This window comes from Idiomarina abyssalis (assembly GCF_019797805.1).
GTDB classification, from domain to species: domain Bacteria; phylum Pseudomonadota; class Gammaproteobacteria; order Enterobacterales; family Alteromonadaceae; genus Idiomarina; species Idiomarina abyssalis.
The window spans coordinates 1359247-1375551 of record NZ_CP081832.1 but is presented as its reverse complement, the minus strand read 5'-3'; the positions used below and the strand labels follow the sequence as shown (position 1 = coordinate 1375551).

Sequence of the window (16305 nt, the reverse complement as noted above, 5' to 3'; positions counted from 1 at the left end):
TTATGTCTTTGCTAAAGGTAAGCTCATTAGAATGCGATCTTCACCAGGCCCTAAGTAATCTTTAATAGAATCAGTCGTCTGAAAGCCAAACCTTTCATATAAACAAACGGCGGATTTATTTTTCGGGGAAACGCTCAATTCAAGGCGTTTATAATGAAGTGACTGGGCAAGCAAAATAGACTGATGCAGTAATTCCTTACCCAATCCCTGTCCCTGAAAGCTTTTTCCAATAAGCAAGGACATAAGTGCTAAAGCGTTGTCAGCCAGAGGGACCATAAGGCTGTAGCCAGCCACTTTGTTATCAACTTTTAGTGATAAAAATGTGTCGCGCCACTGTTGCAAAGCCTGATAAAAAAATAGAGGAGGGTAGGCCTGGTTTGAGTAGAGCTGCTTTTCCAGAAACGCCATTCTGGCAATGTCATCATAAACCGTTTTGGCGATGGAGAACTCATTCTCATTGTGATCAGTTGCTGCTAGCGAACCGACACACAAACGACAGTCTTCCTCGATGGGGGCTGAGGCTTCGACATAACGCAATTTATGAGATGCTCGTTCACGGTTACTGGAAACCTGATATATACGTTCTCTGGAAGCTTTTTCCTCAGTCATGGCGCTTTACCCGGCGTTTGCCGTTAATCATAGGTCGGATAAGCTCTATTTTACCCAAATAAGCGGTAATAAATACGGCAATAATGTGAATAATCACGAGCGTAAAAATGATGTTGGCGGATATGCCGTGCAATGAGGTTAAAAAGCTGTCTCCATATAGTGCATCCACTTCTTCACGAAGAAAGCCAGTAACAGCCTGAACTAAAAACAAAGCAAGTATAGAAAACACCATAAGGCCACCGAGTGAATTATGGCCCTGAGTCTGCTTCACCTCTCTCTCTTTCAGTTCATGAAGATGTTTTTTTATACCAGAAAAGGAGGGGAGAAAACTTTTAAAGCGCGCATTAGGAGGCCCAATAAAGCCCCAGACAACACGACTCATAACCAAAGCTGCGGCAGTATAACCTACTGCCTGATGGATGCTGCTGCCATGTTCGAGGAAAAAATAGTTCAGACAAAAGCACAGTACCAATAACCAATGAAAGGTTCTTATAAACTTATCCCAAATGATCATTGGCACTGCCTTTACCGTTATTATTCAGTTTCTTGCTTAACAATACTGCCATCTACTGGGTTAAAGTAAATTTCAACTTTCTGCTTATTCTGGTTAAACCCGTAAATTTCATAACAGTTTCCATCGGTTACTTTAAACTCGTTTATTTCATAACCTTGCTCTTTCAACGAGCTCTGAAATTGCTCCTGATCCAACCAGTTTTCTTTAGGCTCCATAGTGCACTGTGTCATTCCTGATTCAGGACTGCCGCAAGCTGAAACAAAGAGTCCCGTAGCCGCAATAGCTGATAGTTTAAGAAGTTGTTTTCTCATTTGACCTCCAGTTGAATAGAACTTAAGACTAAATGTAGCAACTTCAGACAGATAACGCTAATTCATCCGGAGGTTAAAATGGTAGGGCCCAACTTAACCAAAAGAAATCGAGTCCGTCGTTAGGCCGTTTGATATCAGCGTTTGAATAGTGGGTATACCCCAAGGCGATACGAGCACTAGAGCTGCGGTTGTATTGCCAGGAGAGTGATATTCTGTCCTCAAATTGAAATTGGGTTGATAAGCGGCGATTACTTATTTGTGTTTTGTCGAAATAACTACCACCTATACCAGCCTCTAAAAATAACGGTCGCTGAGCTCCTGCTATGTGCCAGGAAAGAATCGGGCTGATAGTAAAAGCCGTTATATTATCTTCTGTATTGTTTGAGTCCTGCCAGTGGTTTAAAGCCGCCTCGACATGAAGTTTTGGTGAGCCAATCCATGTCGGCAATTCGACCGGTAAGTTTGTTACCCTGTAACCAGCCCTGACGCCCCTTAGCTGATCCGTAGAATAAGCTCCGGTAAAGTGAACCTCATCAGCAAAAGATGGGAAGTTTAAGATTATCAGTACAACCAGTGATGCTATACGCCACATATCACTCTCCAATAATAAAAAGGAGCAATATTTTACATACAAACACGAATGTATGTAAACAAGGGCGTCACCGTTAATTTATGAAATGATTAGCTGTAACCATTTTATAAAAGCAACAAGGGCGACTGGCTGCCTTTGTCGCTTACGATAGTAAACACTTAACGGATACTGACAGGGTCGTGCGAAATCATTATAAACTTTTAAGTTAGACAGACCGGGCGTGATAAGGCTGCTGTCGATAAGTGCAATTGCCTGTTCTGCCGCAGATAAGTCGAGAGACATTTGTACATCGTTACAGTGGATCATGCGTGTAGAGGCTAACTCCTGGCTGTAAGCTTTTAACATAGCCTGATGATCCGGGTTATCCGGGTTGATTAACCAGGGTAAATGAAACGGGCTTTCATTTGTCTGAATAGCAGAAACCGGTACCAGTTGGTTCTTCTGTAATGGAACAGACTGAATGTTTTTGTCCGTCGTCTTGCCATAACCAATAGCGAGATCCCAGCTTTGGTGTTGTATTGCTGATGCCATTTCCGCGGCACTTTCATTAACAAAGTGCTCATTACAACGACTAAAACTCAATTGTATGTGAGGATACAGAGAATGAAAGTCTGCAAGCTTTCCGGCCAGCCAGAAACGTAAACGCTCGGAACTGATTGCGACGGTTAGCTGTGTTGTTGTATTGTCACTTAGGTTTCGGGTGCGTTCTATTGTCCGTTCCAGCTGCTCGAATATTTGTTCAATTTGAGGAGCTAGCTCAAGACCTACCGGGGTGAGCGAATGAACTCGGTTGTCGCGTTGAAACAAGCGAACTTCGAGCTGCTCTTCCAGAGTTTGTATTTGCCGGGTTACGGCGGACTGAGTGACTCCAAGCTCTTGTGAGGCTTGCTTAAACGATCCGCTTCTGGCAGCAACATCAAACACTCTCAGTGCATTTAATGAGGGGAGTTTCGAGTTTTTCATATTGATTAATAGTAATCTGTAATTAATAAAAAGTAACTTTGATTCTGGCAGTTAAAGTGTAAATACGCAATAAGGAGTTTGTGTTGTCTTACTGGAGTGAGTTTTTAACCATTGCCTTGATTCATCTGTTCGCGGTTGCAAGCCCTGGCCCTGATTTTGCAGTCGTATCACGTTATAGCTTAAGTTTTGGGCGTAAGGCAGGTTACTGGGTGAGTCTTGGAATAGCCGCAGGAATTGTCATTCATGTGACTTATTCACTTGTTGGCGTTGCGCTCATCATTCACCAGACAGACTGGTTATATCAAACCCTGCTTTGTGCAGGTGCATTGTACTTAGGTTTTATCGGAACTCAGGCAATTAAAGCCAAGCCAAGAAAAGATATGTCGGACAGCGAGCTTGCCTCTACTCAACCACGTAAACGTAAAGCCTTTATTGTTGGTTTTATTACCAATGGTCTCAATGTTAAGGCAACAATTTTCTTTTTAACCCTATTTACTACTATTATTGCGCCGGAAACACCTTTTAGTATCCAATTTGGGTACGGCGTGTACCTTATTGTTGCAACTGGGCTGTGGTTTTTGTTTTTAACCTGGTTGCTTACTCAGCCCCGTATTTTTAAAACACTCTGGCACTACAGTCACTGGGTAGATCGCACCATGGGCGCTGCATTAATTTTACTTTCGCTGAAATTATTGTGGGAATGGGCCAACCTGATTGAGCTTATCGGATAAGACGTTTCAGGTTATACTGGTTGCAGTTCTTAAAGAAGAGATGAGAAAAGCTCACTATGCAGTTATTTGTGAATGATTTGACCGTTATTGATTGCTCTTACCTATGCCCTGAGAGGGGAATAGTCGGTGAGAGCTGGATTGTTGATATTGTGCTGGATGGCGCTCTAAATGAGCAATCTATGGTGCTGGATTTTGGTCGTGTGAAGAAGCAAGTTAAAGCCATTATCGATAATTCGGTTGATCATAAGTTGGTTGTGCCGGCGGAACATCCATACACAAAAGTCACGCATAACTCCGATGACAGTGCTAACTGGGTTGACTTTGTGCGCCCGGAACAGCGCTCTATCCATTTGTTCTGTCCTGCGGATGCCTTTGCTTTTATCGATGCGGAAGTTGTCTCCATTGAAACGGTTACTGACTACCTTAAAGCCGTCATAAAAAGAGAGTTGCCGGTTAACGTTGAAGGGCTTAGCTTGTTTTTACGACCTGAGAATATTGATGGTTTTTATTACCACTACACTCATGGTCTGAAAAAGCACGATGGAAATTGCCAACGTATAGCCCATGGCCATCGCTCAAAAATCCAGATTAAGCTGGATAACATACGACAGCCGGTACTTGAAAAAGAGTGGTCAGATAAATGGCAGGATATTTATTTAGGTACAACGGAAGATGTCTGCACTCGCAGCAATCTTCAATTATCTGACGCTGCCAGTGATTTGAGCTCTGATTCCAGCCACACCTTTTATAGCTATACTGCTGATCAGGGCCTGTTTGAACTTGCGGTTCCTAATGCAGAAAACTTCGTTATTGATACCGACTCAACCGTTGAATGTATCGCGGATTATTTAGTTGCAGAAATAAAATCACAAAACCCCGATAAAAAAGTCGAAGTTCGTGCGTTTGAAGGGGTTGGGAAGGGAGCCATTGCCTATGCGTAGAACAATTATCGCTTTTATTTTGTCGCTTTGCTCAATAAACGGTGCATTGGCGGACGAACCTATTGAACTGGAGATAAAAGGGCCATTGACTCAGGGAGCGCTTATTTTAGCTAAATCTGAACCCGGAGTTACTGCCACTTTGAATGACGAACTTCTGCAAGTTACCGAGCAGGGTTATATTGTTTTTGGTTTCGCACGAAAAGCTCCGCTTAAAAACACCTTAGTAATTCAGAAAGGTGACAGCAGAATAACCAAAGAGCTCACGTTAACGCCTCGTGAATATAAAATTGACCGTGTAGACGGAGTGCCTCAAAAGACGGTAACACCAGATCCCGCACAGGTTAAAAGGGCAAGAAAAGAAGCAGAGAAAGTTTGGGTAGCGCGGCAAAAAGAAACGCAGAGAACGGACTTTCTAACCCCAGTCGTTAAACCTGCAAAGGGGCGTATTAGTGGTGTTTACGGAAGTCAGAGAGTTTTTAACGGAGAACCTCGTAACCCGCATTATGGTGAAGATATCGCAGGGCCGACGGGTACTCCGGTAAAAGCCCCTTGGCCGGGTGAGGTGGTGTTAGCTGAACCCGACTTATTCTATTCGGGCGGCACAATTATTATTGAGCATGGCTATAAAGTCACGACCACATACTTGCACTTGAGCGAACTTAACGTGGACGTTGGCGACAAGGTTAAGCAGGGCGAGTTAATCGGTGCTATTGGTGCTACCGGTCGTGCAACCGGGCCTCATCTTGACTGGCGGGTTAACTGGGGAAATGAACGACTCGATCCAGCGTTACTTCCCCAGCTTTATCAGGACTAACCGGAAGGCGTTAGCCAGCCTTTCAACTTATCTGGTTGTTTCACGCTTAACAGGTAACTGCTTTTCGCGGGCTCCAGCCAGGTAAGCTCCAGGGTCATCAATTCATCTCTTCGGAATGCATGAACCGTTACTGTATCCCCTGGAACGTAGCGTTCAAGAATGGTTTTTATGGACTGCTCATTTACCTGCAAGTGATCAACCGCAATAATTCGGTCTCCGGCTGACAACCCTGCATGATAGGCGCTTTCGTCGTGGTAAACATTGATGATCTCCAGCCCTTGTGCAGAAGCTTTATATTTTGCGCCGAAGTTTACTCTGGCTGGCTGATCGGCTGCTTTGCCTCCACTGTTGTTGTCATCTACTGGTACTTGCCGTTGAACGTCGATACCGAAGTTTTGCAGCAACTCGATAAGTGGTATGGAGTCCTTGTTGTATAACGCGTCCTTTAAGAAGTCGGAAACATCAATGCCAGGATAATGATTTAGCCAACTCAGAACGGTATCATCGGCTGTGCCAATTGAGGTTTTACCGAATTCTTGCCACAGGTCTTTCATGACGTTGCCCAGAGTTAACTTATGCTCAGATTGCAGGCGTAACATTAAATCCAGGCTTAACGCAATTAATGCACCTTTAGCGTAATAACTGACAATGCTGTTAGGCGCATTTTCGTTCTGTTGATAAAACTTAGTCCACGCCAGAAAACTCGACTCGGTAACACTTTGTTGATACTGACCCGCGCCTCGTTCAACTCGTGAGAGCGTATCACCAAGCACTTTTAAATAGCGCTTTTCATCAATGATACCGCTGGCATGAAGCAGATAGTCATCAAAATACGACGTCATTCCTTCGTAGAACCAGAGCTGCTCGGTATAGGACTCTTTGTCCAGTTGATACGGCAGAAACGCTCGTGGCTTTAGGGTTTTAATGTTCCAACTGTGAAAATACTCGTGGCAACAAAGGCTCAGAAAAGTTTGATAGTTGTCATTCATTTCATATTGATGAGCACTGATAAGATCTTTACGGCTGCATAGTAGGGCAGTTGAGTTTCTATGCTCGAGTCCACCGAAGCCGTTACCGACAACCATGGTCAAAAATGTATAAGACTGGAAGGGGGCTTCGTCGAACATTTGCAATTGGGTTTCACAAATACGAGCAAGGTCAGCGGTTATTCTTGAGGTATCCGCAAAGTGCCTGCCACTTAAAACAAAGGAATGTTTTATCCCATGAGCGATAAATTCCTCAATGGTCAAGTCACCGATTAAAAACGGATAATCAATTAAAGCGTCGTAGTTTTCCGCCTGAAATGTTCCCCATGAGTGTGCTTGTCCATTTTTTCTTGGCATACCGGTTGCCACTTTCCACTGAGGTGCTTCAGGTGGCGCGTGAAGATGCAGTTCACAGGGAAGATCGGTCTGTCCTTCAACTGCCAGACATAAACTTGTGTTGTTAAAGAACCCCTGGAACTGATCAAGGTATGCGGAGCGAACAGACAAGTCCCAGGCGTAGACTTGATAATAGACGGTAATGGGATGGTTTGATTTGTCGAGACGCCAACGATTCTTTGCTATTTGCTCAATCGTTAACTCTTGTCCGTTACTTTCAGCATGTAGCCCTATGATGTGCTTACTAAAGTCTCGTATTAAGTAACTGCCCGGGATCCAGTTCGGTAACCAAAGTTCTTGTTCGTCAACCGCTCGTTCAATAGTGAGCGAGACATTAAATAAATGCCCGTGTAAATCGATGGGGGTTATATCGTAAGCGACCAAGGGACTCTCCTTTGCTTGACACAGCCAGACAACTAGCGATCATAGTAACATATCGATTCATCTCAAAGAGACCCCTATGACAAGCAAAATTTCGGAGCTCGTAACCGGTCAAAGAATAGAAGTTCAATTAGCCAGCTCAAATGTCCCGGCTCGTTTTTTCTCAGAGTTTATAGGTGCAGTTAATGACCGCTGGGTCATTATTAATATGCCGGACGTACGCAAATACAAGGATGTTCGAGATTTTTTGCAAGAGAAAACGCCAGTTATTGTTCGTTTTGTACTCGAAAATGAAAATGGGGAGATCTGTGCTTTTCGTAGCGAGGTAAGTTACGTCATCTCACATCCAACAAAAATGCTTTTCATTTTGTGGCCTAACCAGATAGAGCACAGAGTCATTAGAAAAGGGCGTCGGTTTGACGCTTTTTTGCCTGCCGAAGTAGCCGGAAAGTCGGTGAGCGGTGACGAAGTATCTTTTAAAGGCCACGTGTTGGATGTTTCAGAAAGTGGCTGTCGGTTAAAGCATGAAAAACCGGACGGTAAGCTGGAAGAACTATGGGAAAATGGCAGTAAAATTGTTCTGAATATAGAACAAAAAAGAAATGGTGATCTCACCCTTAATGCAATAGTCCGACAAATAAAAGTGCTTGAGGAGCAGGTTGAGTTAGGCGTGCAGTTTATGGGAAATCAGAAGGAGCAAGTCAATTCACTTTTCTCAGGAAGCTTAGTTGATATTGATGAGCTATCGAGACTAGAGTCTTCAGCGCGATGAATAAACCGATAAAAACGCAGTGGCAGTTACTGATGGACAATCGTAACCGCTTTTTTTGGTTATTGCAGGCGGGTGGCTGGATAGGCTACGCATTAGTGAATTATATTGGCTCACTAATGCATGAAATGCGAGACATATACACCTTGATCATCATTCTTGGTGCCTATGCTGGTTTTTTGATAACAATCCCTTTGCGGTATTTGTATCGCAGAATATGGGAGCTGCCGCCACCTTTGATGGTCCTTATCGCAATTGGTGTCTCATACATTACAGCGGTAGTCTGGGCCATTGTTGATAACGCAACCTATTGGGAAATTTACAAATTTGGGTTTCGGCCGGACAGTCCTTTTTTCTATTTAAAAAACAGTTTGGCTAAGTTCTACATTGTTCTTAGCTGGAGTGGATTGTACTTTGGCATTAAGTACTATCAGATGCTGCAAGAAGAGAAGCAAAAAGCGTTGCTTGCCTCGTCTATGGCGCATCAGGCACAGTTAAAAATGCTGAGATATCAGTTAAACCCGCACTTTTTGTTCAACACTTTAAATGCGATATCGACACTGATTCTGCTAAAAGACAACGAAAAAGCCAATTTAATGGTAAACAAACTTAGCCGCTTTTTGCGTTTTTCGTTAGATAATGAGCCGATTAAAAAAGTGACGCTAGAGAAAGAAATTGACGCGCTGTTGCTGTATCTGGATATCGAGAAAGTTCGTTTTGACGAGCAACTTGAAATTGATATTCATTTGTCCGATGAGACAAAACACGCGTTGGTTCCAAGTTTGATTTGCCAGCCTTTGATTGAGAATTCAATAAAGTACGCTATTTCTAACGTTGAAGGGGTCGGGCTAATAAAAGTGCGCTCGTGGGCTGATAATGGCAATTTGATACTGGAAGTTTGTGACAACGGTCCCGAAATACAAACAGACCCTGAAAAGCTTTTCCGTAAAGATGGTGTGGGACTCAATAACACTCGACAACGATTAAAATCTTTATACGGCAAGCATTATCGTTTTGAGATGCTCAAAGGTGAAGAAAGTGGTCTTTGTGTTCGCATTACTATTCCGATCGAAACGGTGGAGAATCAATAATGAATCGATTGAAAACCTTGGTTGTTGACGATGAGTCACTTGCCAGAAAAGGTTTGGCTATTCGTTTAAAAGAATTTGAGCAACTGGAGCTGATGCCCGAGTGTAAAACCAGTCGAGAGGCTGTGGAAATTATTGTAAAAGAAAAGCCCGATTTGATTTTTCTTGATATTCAAATGCCTGGCCTTAATGGATTTGAAGTGTTGAAAGCGGTTAAGGAGCAAGGGCAGGACTTGCCTATTGTGGTTTTTGTAACCGCTTATGATGAATATGCGATAAAGGCATTTGAAGTCAGGGCACTGGATTACTTGTTAAAGCCCGTGGATGATGCTCGCTTAGCGGAATGCGTTAAACGTGTGATAAGTGAGCATCAAAATGTCAATGACGAACAGCAGAGTAAATTAATCAGCCTTGTAGCTGAGGTGACCGGGCAGGACGCTGACACCTTGCTGGAAAGGTTGTCAGCAGGAGAGAACATTACTGCTGATGAATATCCGGATTACATTGCAATAAAAGATAGTGGCGAAATTACTCGGGTGGCGGTTAAAGATATCAAGTGGGTTGATGCCGCAGGTGACTACATGTGCATACATGCCGGAGACGAGACCCACATACTGCGTCGTACCATGAAAGAGCTGGAACAGGACTTAAACCCTAAGTTATTTCAACGGGTTCACCGCTCAGCTATCGTCAATATAAAACAGGTGGAGAAGTTGTGTAACCAGCAAAATGGTGAGTATCATTTACAATTAAAAAATGGTCAAAAACTGAAAGTCAGCCGTAGTTATAAAGACCGTATTAAACAACTTATTCTGAGCTGAACATGTATCGACTGACAGGCGTGCTTACCGTTCTTATTTTTATTGCTGGTTGTACAGCTAATATAGGCTATCAGTTTGCTGATACTCTGGTGGAGTGGAAGGTAAAGGACTACGTTGACTTGAACGGTGAACAACAAGAGCTGCTATCAGAAAAAGTCGATGAACTTCATCAGTGGCATGCTCAGACACAGCTTCCTTTGTACCGCAAGGAACTAAAAGCATTGCGCGATAAGGTTGAGGAAAAGTCGTTAACACAAAACGATATTGGTGATTTTGAAGATACTTTATGGGCTTTTTGGGAAAACGTACTCATAAAAATTGAGTCCGAAGCCGACTTACTCGCAACACTTTCTGTAAAACAGCGCCAGCAACTGGTAAGCCGACTAGAGGAAGCTCAGGAAGAACGCTATCAGCGTTTGAAAGAAGATAAAGAACAGAGTGACATACTACGACGTCTTGATCGCATTTCCGAAGTTGAGGAAGATTTAGAGGATATCCTCGGCGACTTAACAACAGAGCAAGATAAGTTATTGCGTAGTTGGGTAAGTGATTCACCCCAGCTACGGGAGCCTTGGTTAAGTTACCGTGCAAGCTGGATAACCGAATTTGAAAAAGCGCTACTGAAACAGCCTGTTGATGAAGAAAAGATGTCGTCTTTAATCCTTGATCCTAAACAACTCAGAAGTGAGTCTTTTCAACAGAAATCAGAAGAAAGCAGTGAACTGCGAAATAAATTTCTTTGGGATATGTATCAAAGTCTGACTCAGGAACAGCGTAAGAATGTGATTAAAAAGGCCGATGAATATATCGACCTTCTCGATTCGTTAATTAAAGATTTTAGTAACTAGCGCACTTCAATAATTTTACAAGTGTTACTTGAGCCTACGGTTTCCATAACGTCACCATGAGTGAGTATGACTAAATCACCCGCTTTAATGTGACCACTCTTTTTAACCACTTCGATAGCTTCAGTGATTGGGTTTTCTACACTGGTGGAATCAAAGTTTATAGGATAGACACCACGATAAAGCGCTGACTTATCGCGGCTGTGAGAATGGCGCGATAACGAGAATATTGGCAGGTGCGAGGTAATACGAGACATTAACTTGGCAGTAAAGCCCGATTCTGTCAGAGCAATAATAGCGGTCACACCATTGAGATGTGTGGCAGCGTACATTGCAGACATTGCAGTAGCCTCGGTAATACTGGAAAACATTTCTTCCAGGTCCTGATGGCGCAGTTGAGCTGAAGGGTGAGTTTCAGCGCCAAGACAAATATCCGCCATTGCTTTAACTGTCGCTATCGGGTGTTTTCCTGCAGCGGTTTCAGCTGACAACATAACGGCATCTGTGCCATCTAATACAGCGTTGGCAACATCCATTACCTCAGCACGAGTTGGCATAGGGTTTTCGATCATCGACTCCATCATTTGAGTCGCTGTGATAACAACACGATTTAATTGACGAGCACGAGAAATAATCTGTTTTTGCTTGCCAACTAATTGTGCATCGCCAATTTCAACACCTAAGTCACCACGGGCAACCATAACAGCGTCAGAAGCTCTGATGATATCGTCTAAAGCATGCTCGCTGGCGACAGCTTCTGCGCGTTCTATTTTTGCGCACAACACGCCTTGCCCGCCAGCTTCTCGCAGTAGGTGACGTGCCTGATTTATGTCGTCTCCGGAGCGGGGGAAAGAAACTGCGAGGTAATCGACACCAATTTCTGCGGCCAACTTTATATCGGCATAATCTTTTTCAGTTAATGCTGCGGCTGATAAACCACCGCCCTGACGGTTAATCCCTTTATTGTTGGAGAGGAGACCTCCAACGGTTACTTCAGTCATTACCTGACTGCCGTTAATTTCTTCAACTTTTAATTGAATACGGCCGTCGTCAAGTAACAGAATATCGCCGGGGTTAACGTCATTAGGTAAATCTTTATAGTCCAGCCCGACTCTGTTCTGGTCACCACTGTCTTTTTCAAGCTCAGCATCTAAAATGAACTTATCGCCAACGGATAACATAATTTTATTTTGTTGAAAGCGCGCTACGCGAATTTTAGGGCCTTGTAGATCACCTAAAATAGCAACATGCGCTTCTAGTTCGCGGGCTATTTTTCTGACCATTGAAGCTCGGTGTTTGTGATCGTCTGCATTACCGTGAGAGAAGTTAAGGCGAACGACATTGGCGCCAGCTCTGATAAGTTCTCTGAGAGTTTCCTCAGAGTCTGTGGCCGGTCCAAGAGTGGTCACAATTTTGGTACGACGAAGCATGCAAAACCTCAGCAAAAATTAGCCATGAATGTTAGCTTAAGTTTAGCATACGCAGTATGACAGTAGTACGAAATTTAATTGAAAGATAAAGAGGTTAGTCCTTTATGAGTGAGCATAACTGGGAAGATAAAAGCGAGCAGGAGTGGCGTGAATTGCTAGGTGATGAAGCCTATTATGTCTTAAGGGAAAAAGGCACGGAAAGGCCTTTTTCAGGTAAGTATCTAAGTTGTGATAAAGAGGGCATATACCGTTGTGCGGGCTGTGGGCAAAAACTTTTCGACGCTAACCATCAATTCGATGCACACTGTGGTTGGCCAAGCTTCGATAAGGCAATACAAGGTTCAGTTGACTACGTAAAAGATGCAAGCCATGGGATGATAAGGACGGAAATACTCTGCAGTCGCTGTGGTGGTCATCTGGGCCACGTGTTTGATGACGGGCCCACCGAGACCGGACAGCGTTATTGTGTTAACTCGCTAGCTATGCGTCACGAAGACGATGAGTAATAACCGCGAAAGTTTCCTTCTTCGATTTTCTCAACTATGTCTTCGGCTTGTTCGTCCCACTGTTCGTATTGTTCTTCGCTGGCATTAACAATGTTCTTCATACTGTTTTTCTCCAGGTTGTCCTGACCAAGCTGCCAGGCAACCTGAGACCATATATAGGCTTGAGACCCATTACCTTCTTTGAGGTACATGGAGACTAAGGTTGACGGTATTTCAGGGTTAATACGATCACCGGGCTTATATAACCGTAATGCATTGTAGAGAAGCTCGAATGTTTTTTGTGAGTCCTGCTTTGCATAATAGGTGGCCAGGGCCAACTTCAGTTCAGGCGTCTCCATTTGCGGAGTCCCTTCTAAGGACAGCAGTTTTTGTAAAGCCTGGTCGTTTCCCCGGTTTGACCAATGCCAATATAACCAAAGCGGGTGGTCGGAACCGGCCGTTTTATCGGCTAACTTTTTAATGTTTTTTTGCGAGTTGATATAGGCTTCAATACGGTTTGACTGTTTTTGCTTGAGCTTTTTGTGCTCAATAGTTGAAGCTAATTCCATACATTGGGCGTACTCTTGCAGGTCACGCATTAAAAAGTATTGGTTTTCACTGGTATCTTTCTGGTGTCGCTCGTAACGACTGAATATAAGCTGCCTGCGCTCAGAGTTACACCAGTTATCGTCATTTAAGTCACTGCACATTGCGGGGTTGGACTGGCAAATTTCACGTACAGTTGGTTTTCCTTCAACACAACCGACGAGGGCAACGACAGCACTTGTAATGGCGATTCTTTTTAACATAGGCTTCAACATTTAATTAGTGAAATACGATTGTTTCTTAAAATTGGCTTCATGCCAAGCTTTTCAGTACAATATCGCGGTTTTTAAAGCGTAGCATTTTAATTAGCTCACTGACATTAGCATAGAGGACAGGGCTCACTATGAACTCTAACCAGCAAGATCCAACCTTATCAAGTTGGCAGGAACGCCAGGAATTCGCCGAGCAAATGCAACCGTTGCTTGGTAAGTTGTACCGCAACTTCGGTGTCGAAATTTTAGTTTACGGACGTTCATTATTGAATGTATCAACTATCAATATCATTAAGGCACATCGTCTTATTCTTCGTCACGAAGGGCAGAAAGTTCGCTTACGTGAAAGCTTTCCTTTCCTGCAGGCTATGGCAGAACTGAAGCTGTCACCAGCCCGAGTTGATTTGGGTAAACTTGCCTATGGTTATTTGTTTGGTGGCAAAGGCGATAACTTGTCGGTTACTGAGTATGTTCAGCGTGAATTAGCGGACATCATCGACTCGGAAGATAACATTGAGCCGCGCGATGTCGTTCTATATGGTTTTGGCCGTATCGGTCGTTTGCTGGCGCGTTTACTTATTGAGCGTAACGGTGCAAACAATAAAATGCGTTTGCGTGCAATTGTTGTTCGTGGTGGCCGTGACGGAGATTTAGAGAAACGGGCAAGTTTATTACGTCGTGACTCTATCCATGGTCTGTTTAACGGTTCAATCACCGTCGATCACGAAAACCAGAGCATAAAAGCCAACGGCACTAATATTAAAGTTATTTACTCTGATGGACCAGATCAAGTTGACTACACCCAATACGGTATTGATAACGCAATCGTTATCGATAACACAGGTATTTGGAAGGATGAAGCCGGGTTAGGTCTGCACCTTAAGTCAAAAGGTGTGAATAAAGTTCTTCTGACTGCACCATCAAAAGGTGACATTAAGAATATCGTATTCGGTGTTAACGACAATATGATTGAAGACAGCGATAGCATCGTTTCAGCTGCAAGTTGTACAACGAATGCGATTACACCTGTTCTTAAAGCCTTGAATGATGAGTATGGTATTCGTAACGGTCACGTTGAAACTGTGCATTCGTATACAAACGATCAAAACTTGATTGATAACTATCATAAAGCCGACCGTCGCGGTCGCTCTGCGCCATTAAACATGGTTATTACTTCTACAGGTGCTGCTAAGGCCGTTGCAAAAGCACTTCCTGAAATGGAAGGAAAGCTGACAGGAAACGCTATTCGTGTGCCGACACCGAACGTTTCAATGGCTATCATGAATTTGAACTTTGAAAAATCGACTAACCGTGATGAGTTAAATGATTATCTGCGTCAGGTAGCGTTGCATTCAGAGTTGGTTAATCAGATAGACTATACCGCCTCAACTGAAATTGTTTCGTCGGACTTAGTGGGCTCGCGTCATGCCGGCGTTGTCGACTCTCAGGCGACCATCGTAGAGGATGACAGGGCTGTACTGTATGTTTGGTATGACAACGAATTTGGTTACAGTTGTCAGGTTGTACGTGTAGCAGAAGCTATGGCTGGGCTAAAAGTACCTAATTTACCTAAATAATTGAAAAAGCGCCTTTAAGGCGCTTTTTTTCTAGTATTTCTTATTTAACAAAGCAAAGGGTGACGTATGCATATCACTGCAAACTTTGACAGTGGCAATATTCAGGTTATCAGCGCAAATAATGCAGATGATATCCGCCTGGCAATCAGAAAAGATCACCAATCCGACTTTTACCAATGGTTCCATTTTAAGCTGTTTGCCGAAGCCGGCGAAGAGCATGTAATGATAATAGAGAACGCATCTGGGTCAGCTTATCCAGACGGTTGGAAAGGTTATCAGACGTTAGCTTCTTATGATCGTGAAACCTGGTTCCGTGTGCCGACTGAATATAATGGTAAAGAGCTGGTTATTCGTCATACACCGGAACAAGAAAGTGTTTATTACGCTTACTTTATTCCTTATTCGTATGAGCGTCATCAGGATCTTATCCAATCTGCTCAACAGTCTATCGATTGCTACCATGAGCTACTGGGTGAAACCATTGACGGGCGTGAGTTGAACTTGCTGGTGATTGGCGAGCCGGATGAGAGTAAAAATACCATTTGGGTAACGGCTCGTCAGCATCCGGGTGAGTCAATGGCCGAATGGTTTATGGAAGGCTTTATTACTCGCTTATTGGACGACGAAGACGGCGTAGCTCGCAAATTGCTTGATGAAAACGTATTTTATGTCGTGCCGAATATGAACCCGGACGGCAGCGTTCGTGGCCATCTGAGAACCAACGCCGTAGGTACTAACCTGAACCGTGAATGGGCTGAGCCGAGTCTGGAAAAAAGTCCGGAAGTTTTCTACGTGCTAAAACGCATGCAGGAAACGGGCGTTGACATGTTCCTTGATGTTCATGGTGACGAAGACTTACCTTATAACTTCGTAGCAGGTTGTGAAGGCATTCCATCTTACGATGATCGCCATAAAGAGCTGGAAGATACCTTTAAAGCAGCGTTCTTGGCAGCAACACCTGAATTCCAGACGGAATATGGCTACGAACGAGATGAGCCGGGTAAAGCTAACATGACGGTTGCCAATTCGGCAGTTGGCGAGCGCTTCAAGTGTTTGTCTTACACGCTTGAAATGCCGTTTAAAGATAACGCGAATTTACCAGACGAAGATTTCGGTTGGTCTGTCGCCCGTTGTCAGCGTTTAGGGGAAGATGTTTTAACGGCAATGTTGGCAGTCTCACCTAAATTACGTTAAAACTAGAGTTGTATCACAAAATAATAACAACAAAGGGGGT

The 16305-nt window shown here is 43.7% G+C and carries 18 protein-coding genes; 10 read left to right on the top strand and 8 right to left on the bottom strand.

Going from position 1 to position 16305, the window contains the following annotated elements; translation table 11 throughout:
* The 5 genes from K5X84_RS06455 to K5X84_RS06435 form a co-directional block, all read right to left on the bottom strand.
* Entirely contained in the window at positions 1-609 is a 609-nt protein-coding gene (locus K5X84_RS06455) for a GNAT family N-acetyltransferase (RefSeq protein WP_199494559.1), read from the bottom strand.
* Positions 602-1123 (bottom strand): cytochrome b/b6 domain-containing protein, encoded by a 522-nt coding sequence (locus tag K5X84_RS06450; RefSeq protein ID WP_222235369.1) that lies wholly within the window; start codon positions 1121-1123, stop codon positions 602-604. Before K5X84_RS06450 ends, K5X84_RS06455 begins: the two co-directional genes overlap by 8 nt.
* A gap of 20 nt (positions 1124-1143) precedes the next feature.
* Positions 1144-1434: a PepSY domain-containing protein gene (locus K5X84_RS06445; protein WP_054487821.1), complete on the bottom strand. Its 291-nt coding sequence runs from the start codon at positions 1432-1434 to the stop codon at positions 1144-1146.
* 73 nt (positions 1435-1507) lie between these two features.
* A complete protein-coding gene (locus K5X84_RS06440; protein ID WP_222235368.1) occupies positions 1508-2026 on the bottom strand; it encodes an acyloxyacyl hydrolase in 519 nt (172 codons plus the stop codon).
* Positions 2027-2104: 78 nt separating this feature from the next.
* Positions 2105-2989: a LysR family transcriptional regulator gene (locus tag K5X84_RS06435; protein WP_244994772.1), complete on the bottom strand. Its 885-nt coding sequence runs from the start codon at positions 2987-2989 to the stop codon at positions 2105-2107.
* Between the two features lie 80 nt (positions 2990-3069).
* On the opposite strand from K5X84_RS06435, the gene K5X84_RS06430 reads away from it, so the two are divergent.
* From K5X84_RS06430 to K5X84_RS06420, 3 genes are read left to right on the top strand one after another with little or no spacing between them, the layout of a single operon-like run.
* Entirely contained in the window at positions 3070-3720 is a 651-nt protein-coding gene (locus tag K5X84_RS06430) for a LysE family translocator (RefSeq protein WP_325082619.1), read from the top strand.
* A 56-nt stretch (positions 3721-3776) separates the two neighbouring features.
* Positions 3777-4661: a 6-carboxytetrahydropterin synthase gene (locus K5X84_RS06425; protein ID WP_222235367.1), complete on the top strand. Its 885-nt coding sequence runs from the start codon at positions 3777-3779 to the stop codon at positions 4659-4661.
* Positions 4654-5475 carry a M23 family metallopeptidase gene (locus K5X84_RS06420; protein ID WP_222235366.1) on the top strand — a complete coding sequence of 274 codons (822 nt, stop codon included), beginning with the start codon at positions 4654-4656 and terminating at the stop codon, positions 5473-5475. Before K5X84_RS06425 ends, K5X84_RS06420 begins: the two co-directional genes overlap by 8 nt.
* On the opposite strand, the gene K5X84_RS06415 is transcribed toward K5X84_RS06420, so the two are convergent.
* Positions 5472-7241 carry a M61 family metallopeptidase gene (locus tag K5X84_RS06415; RefSeq protein ID WP_222235365.1) on the bottom strand — a complete coding sequence of 590 codons (1770 nt, stop codon included), beginning with the start codon at positions 7239-7241 and terminating at the stop codon, positions 5472-5474. The two genes, K5X84_RS06420 and K5X84_RS06415, sit on opposite strands and share 4 nt — an antisense overlap.
* Before the next feature lie 76 nt (positions 7242-7317).
* Between K5X84_RS06415 and K5X84_RS06410 the strand changes: the two genes are divergently transcribed.
* The 4 genes from K5X84_RS06410 to K5X84_RS06395 are packed head-to-tail and all read left to right on the top strand — an operon-like array spanning position 7318 to position 10764.
* On the top strand, positions 7318-8010 hold the full coding sequence (locus K5X84_RS06410; RefSeq protein ID WP_199494566.1) for a flagellar brake domain-containing protein: 693 nt from the start codon (positions 7318-7320) through the stop codon (positions 8008-8010).
* Positions 8007-9098: a sensor histidine kinase gene (locus K5X84_RS06405; protein WP_199496413.1), complete on the top strand. Its 1092-nt coding sequence runs from the start codon at positions 8007-8009 to the stop codon at positions 9096-9098. The genes K5X84_RS06410 and K5X84_RS06405 overlap by 4 nt, the downstream gene beginning before the upstream one ends.
* On the top strand, positions 9098-9916 hold the full coding sequence (locus K5X84_RS06400; RefSeq protein WP_054487802.1) for a LytR/AlgR family response regulator transcription factor: 819 nt from the start codon (positions 9098-9100) through the stop codon (positions 9914-9916). The genes K5X84_RS06405 and K5X84_RS06400 overlap by 1 nt, the downstream gene beginning before the upstream one ends.
* 2 nt (positions 9917-9918) lie before the next feature.
* Positions 9919-10764, top strand: coding sequence for a DUF6279 family lipoprotein (locus tag K5X84_RS06395; RefSeq protein ID WP_222235364.1), 846 nt, complete (start codon positions 9919-9921; stop codon positions 10762-10764).
* Here K5X84_RS06395 and pyk read toward each other — a convergent pair.
* A complete protein-coding gene (gene pyk, locus K5X84_RS06390; protein ID WP_222235363.1) occupies positions 10761-12191 on the bottom strand; it encodes a pyruvate kinase in 1431 nt (476 codons plus the stop codon). The two genes, K5X84_RS06395 and pyk, sit on opposite strands and share 4 nt — an antisense overlap.
* A gap of 104 nt (positions 12192-12295) precedes the next feature.
* Between pyk and msrB the strand changes: the two genes are divergently transcribed.
* The gene (msrB, locus tag K5X84_RS06385; RefSeq protein WP_054487796.1) at positions 12296-12697 is read left to right on the top strand and encodes a peptide-methionine (R)-S-oxide reductase MsrB; all 402 of its coding nucleotides are present in this window, start codon (positions 12296-12298) and stop codon (positions 12695-12697) included.
* Here msrB and K5X84_RS06380 read toward each other — a convergent pair.
* Positions 12679-13485: a DUF2989 domain-containing protein gene (locus K5X84_RS06380; RefSeq protein WP_244994771.1), complete on the bottom strand. Its 807-nt coding sequence runs from the start codon at positions 13483-13485 to the stop codon at positions 12679-12681. The genes msrB and K5X84_RS06380 overlap by 19 nt on opposite strands.
* 140 nt (positions 13486-13625) lie before the next feature.
* Here K5X84_RS06380 and K5X84_RS06375 point away from each other — a divergent pair, with 140 nt between their 5' ends.
* A complete protein-coding gene (locus K5X84_RS06375; RefSeq protein WP_054487791.1) occupies positions 13626-15071 on the top strand; it encodes a glyceraldehyde-3-phosphate dehydrogenase in 1446 nt (481 codons plus the stop codon).
* 66 nt (positions 15072-15137) lie between these two features.
* Entirely contained in the window at positions 15138-16265 is a 1128-nt protein-coding gene (locus K5X84_RS06370; protein WP_222235361.1) for a M14 family metallopeptidase, read from the top strand.
* Positions 16266-16305 lie beyond the last annotated feature (40 nt).

Excerpts from the sequence above, each read along its gene's own strand:
- K5X84_RS06380 (WP_244994771.1), bottom strand. The coding sequence starts at position 13,485 with ATGTTAAAAAGAATCGCCATTACAAGTGCTGTCGTTGCCCTCGTCGGT.
- K5X84_RS06400 (WP_054487802.1), top strand. The coding sequence starts at position 9,098 with ATGAATCGATTGAAAACCTTGGTTGTTGACGATGAGTCACTTGCCAGA.
- K5X84_RS06410 (WP_199494566.1), top strand. The coding sequence starts at position 7,318 with ATGACAAGCAAAATTTCGGAGCTCGTAACCGGTCAAAGAATAGAAGTT.
- msrB (WP_054487796.1), top strand. The coding sequence starts at position 12,296 with ATGAGTGAGCATAACTGGGAAGATAAAAGCGAGCAGGAGTGGCGTGAA.
- K5X84_RS06375 (WP_054487791.1), top strand. The coding sequence starts at position 13,626 with ATGAACTCTAACCAGCAAGATCCAACCTTATCAAGTTGGCAGGAACGC.
- pyk (WP_222235363.1), bottom strand. The coding sequence starts at position 12,191 with ATGCTTCGTCGTACCAAAATTGTGACCACTCTTGGACCGGCCACAGAC.
- K5X84_RS06435 (WP_244994772.1), bottom strand. The coding sequence starts at position 2,989 with ATGAAAAACTCGAAACTCCCCTCATTAAATGCACTGAGAGTGTTTGAT.
- K5X84_RS06425 (WP_222235367.1), top strand. The coding sequence starts at position 3,777 with ATGCAGTTATTTGTGAATGATTTGACCGTTATTGATTGCTCTTACCTA.
- K5X84_RS06395 (WP_222235364.1), top strand. The coding sequence starts at position 9,919 with ATGTATCGACTGACAGGCGTGCTTACCGTTCTTATTTTTATTGCTGGT.
- K5X84_RS06455 (WP_199494559.1), bottom strand. The coding sequence starts at position 609 with ATGACTGAGGAAAAAGCTTCCAGAGAACGTATATATCAGGTTTCCAGT.
- K5X84_RS06445 (WP_054487821.1), bottom strand. The coding sequence starts at position 1,434 with ATGAGAAAACAACTTCTTAAACTATCAGCTATTGCGGCTACGGGACTC.
- K5X84_RS06440 (WP_222235368.1), bottom strand. The coding sequence starts at position 2,026 with ATGTGGCGTATAGCATCACTGGTTGTACTGATAATCTTAAACTTCCCA.
- K5X84_RS06370 (WP_222235361.1), top strand. The coding sequence starts at position 15,138 with ATGCATATCACTGCAAACTTTGACAGTGGCAATATTCAGGTTATCAGC.
- K5X84_RS06420 (WP_222235366.1), top strand. The coding sequence starts at position 4,654 with ATGCGTAGAACAATTATCGCTTTTATTTTGTCGCTTTGCTCAATAAAC.
- K5X84_RS06450 (WP_222235369.1), bottom strand. The coding sequence starts at position 1,123 with ATGATCATTTGGGATAAGTTTATAAGAACCTTTCATTGGTTATTGGTA.
- K5X84_RS06405 (WP_199496413.1), top strand. The coding sequence starts at position 8,007 with ATGAATAAACCGATAAAAACGCAGTGGCAGTTACTGATGGACAATCGT.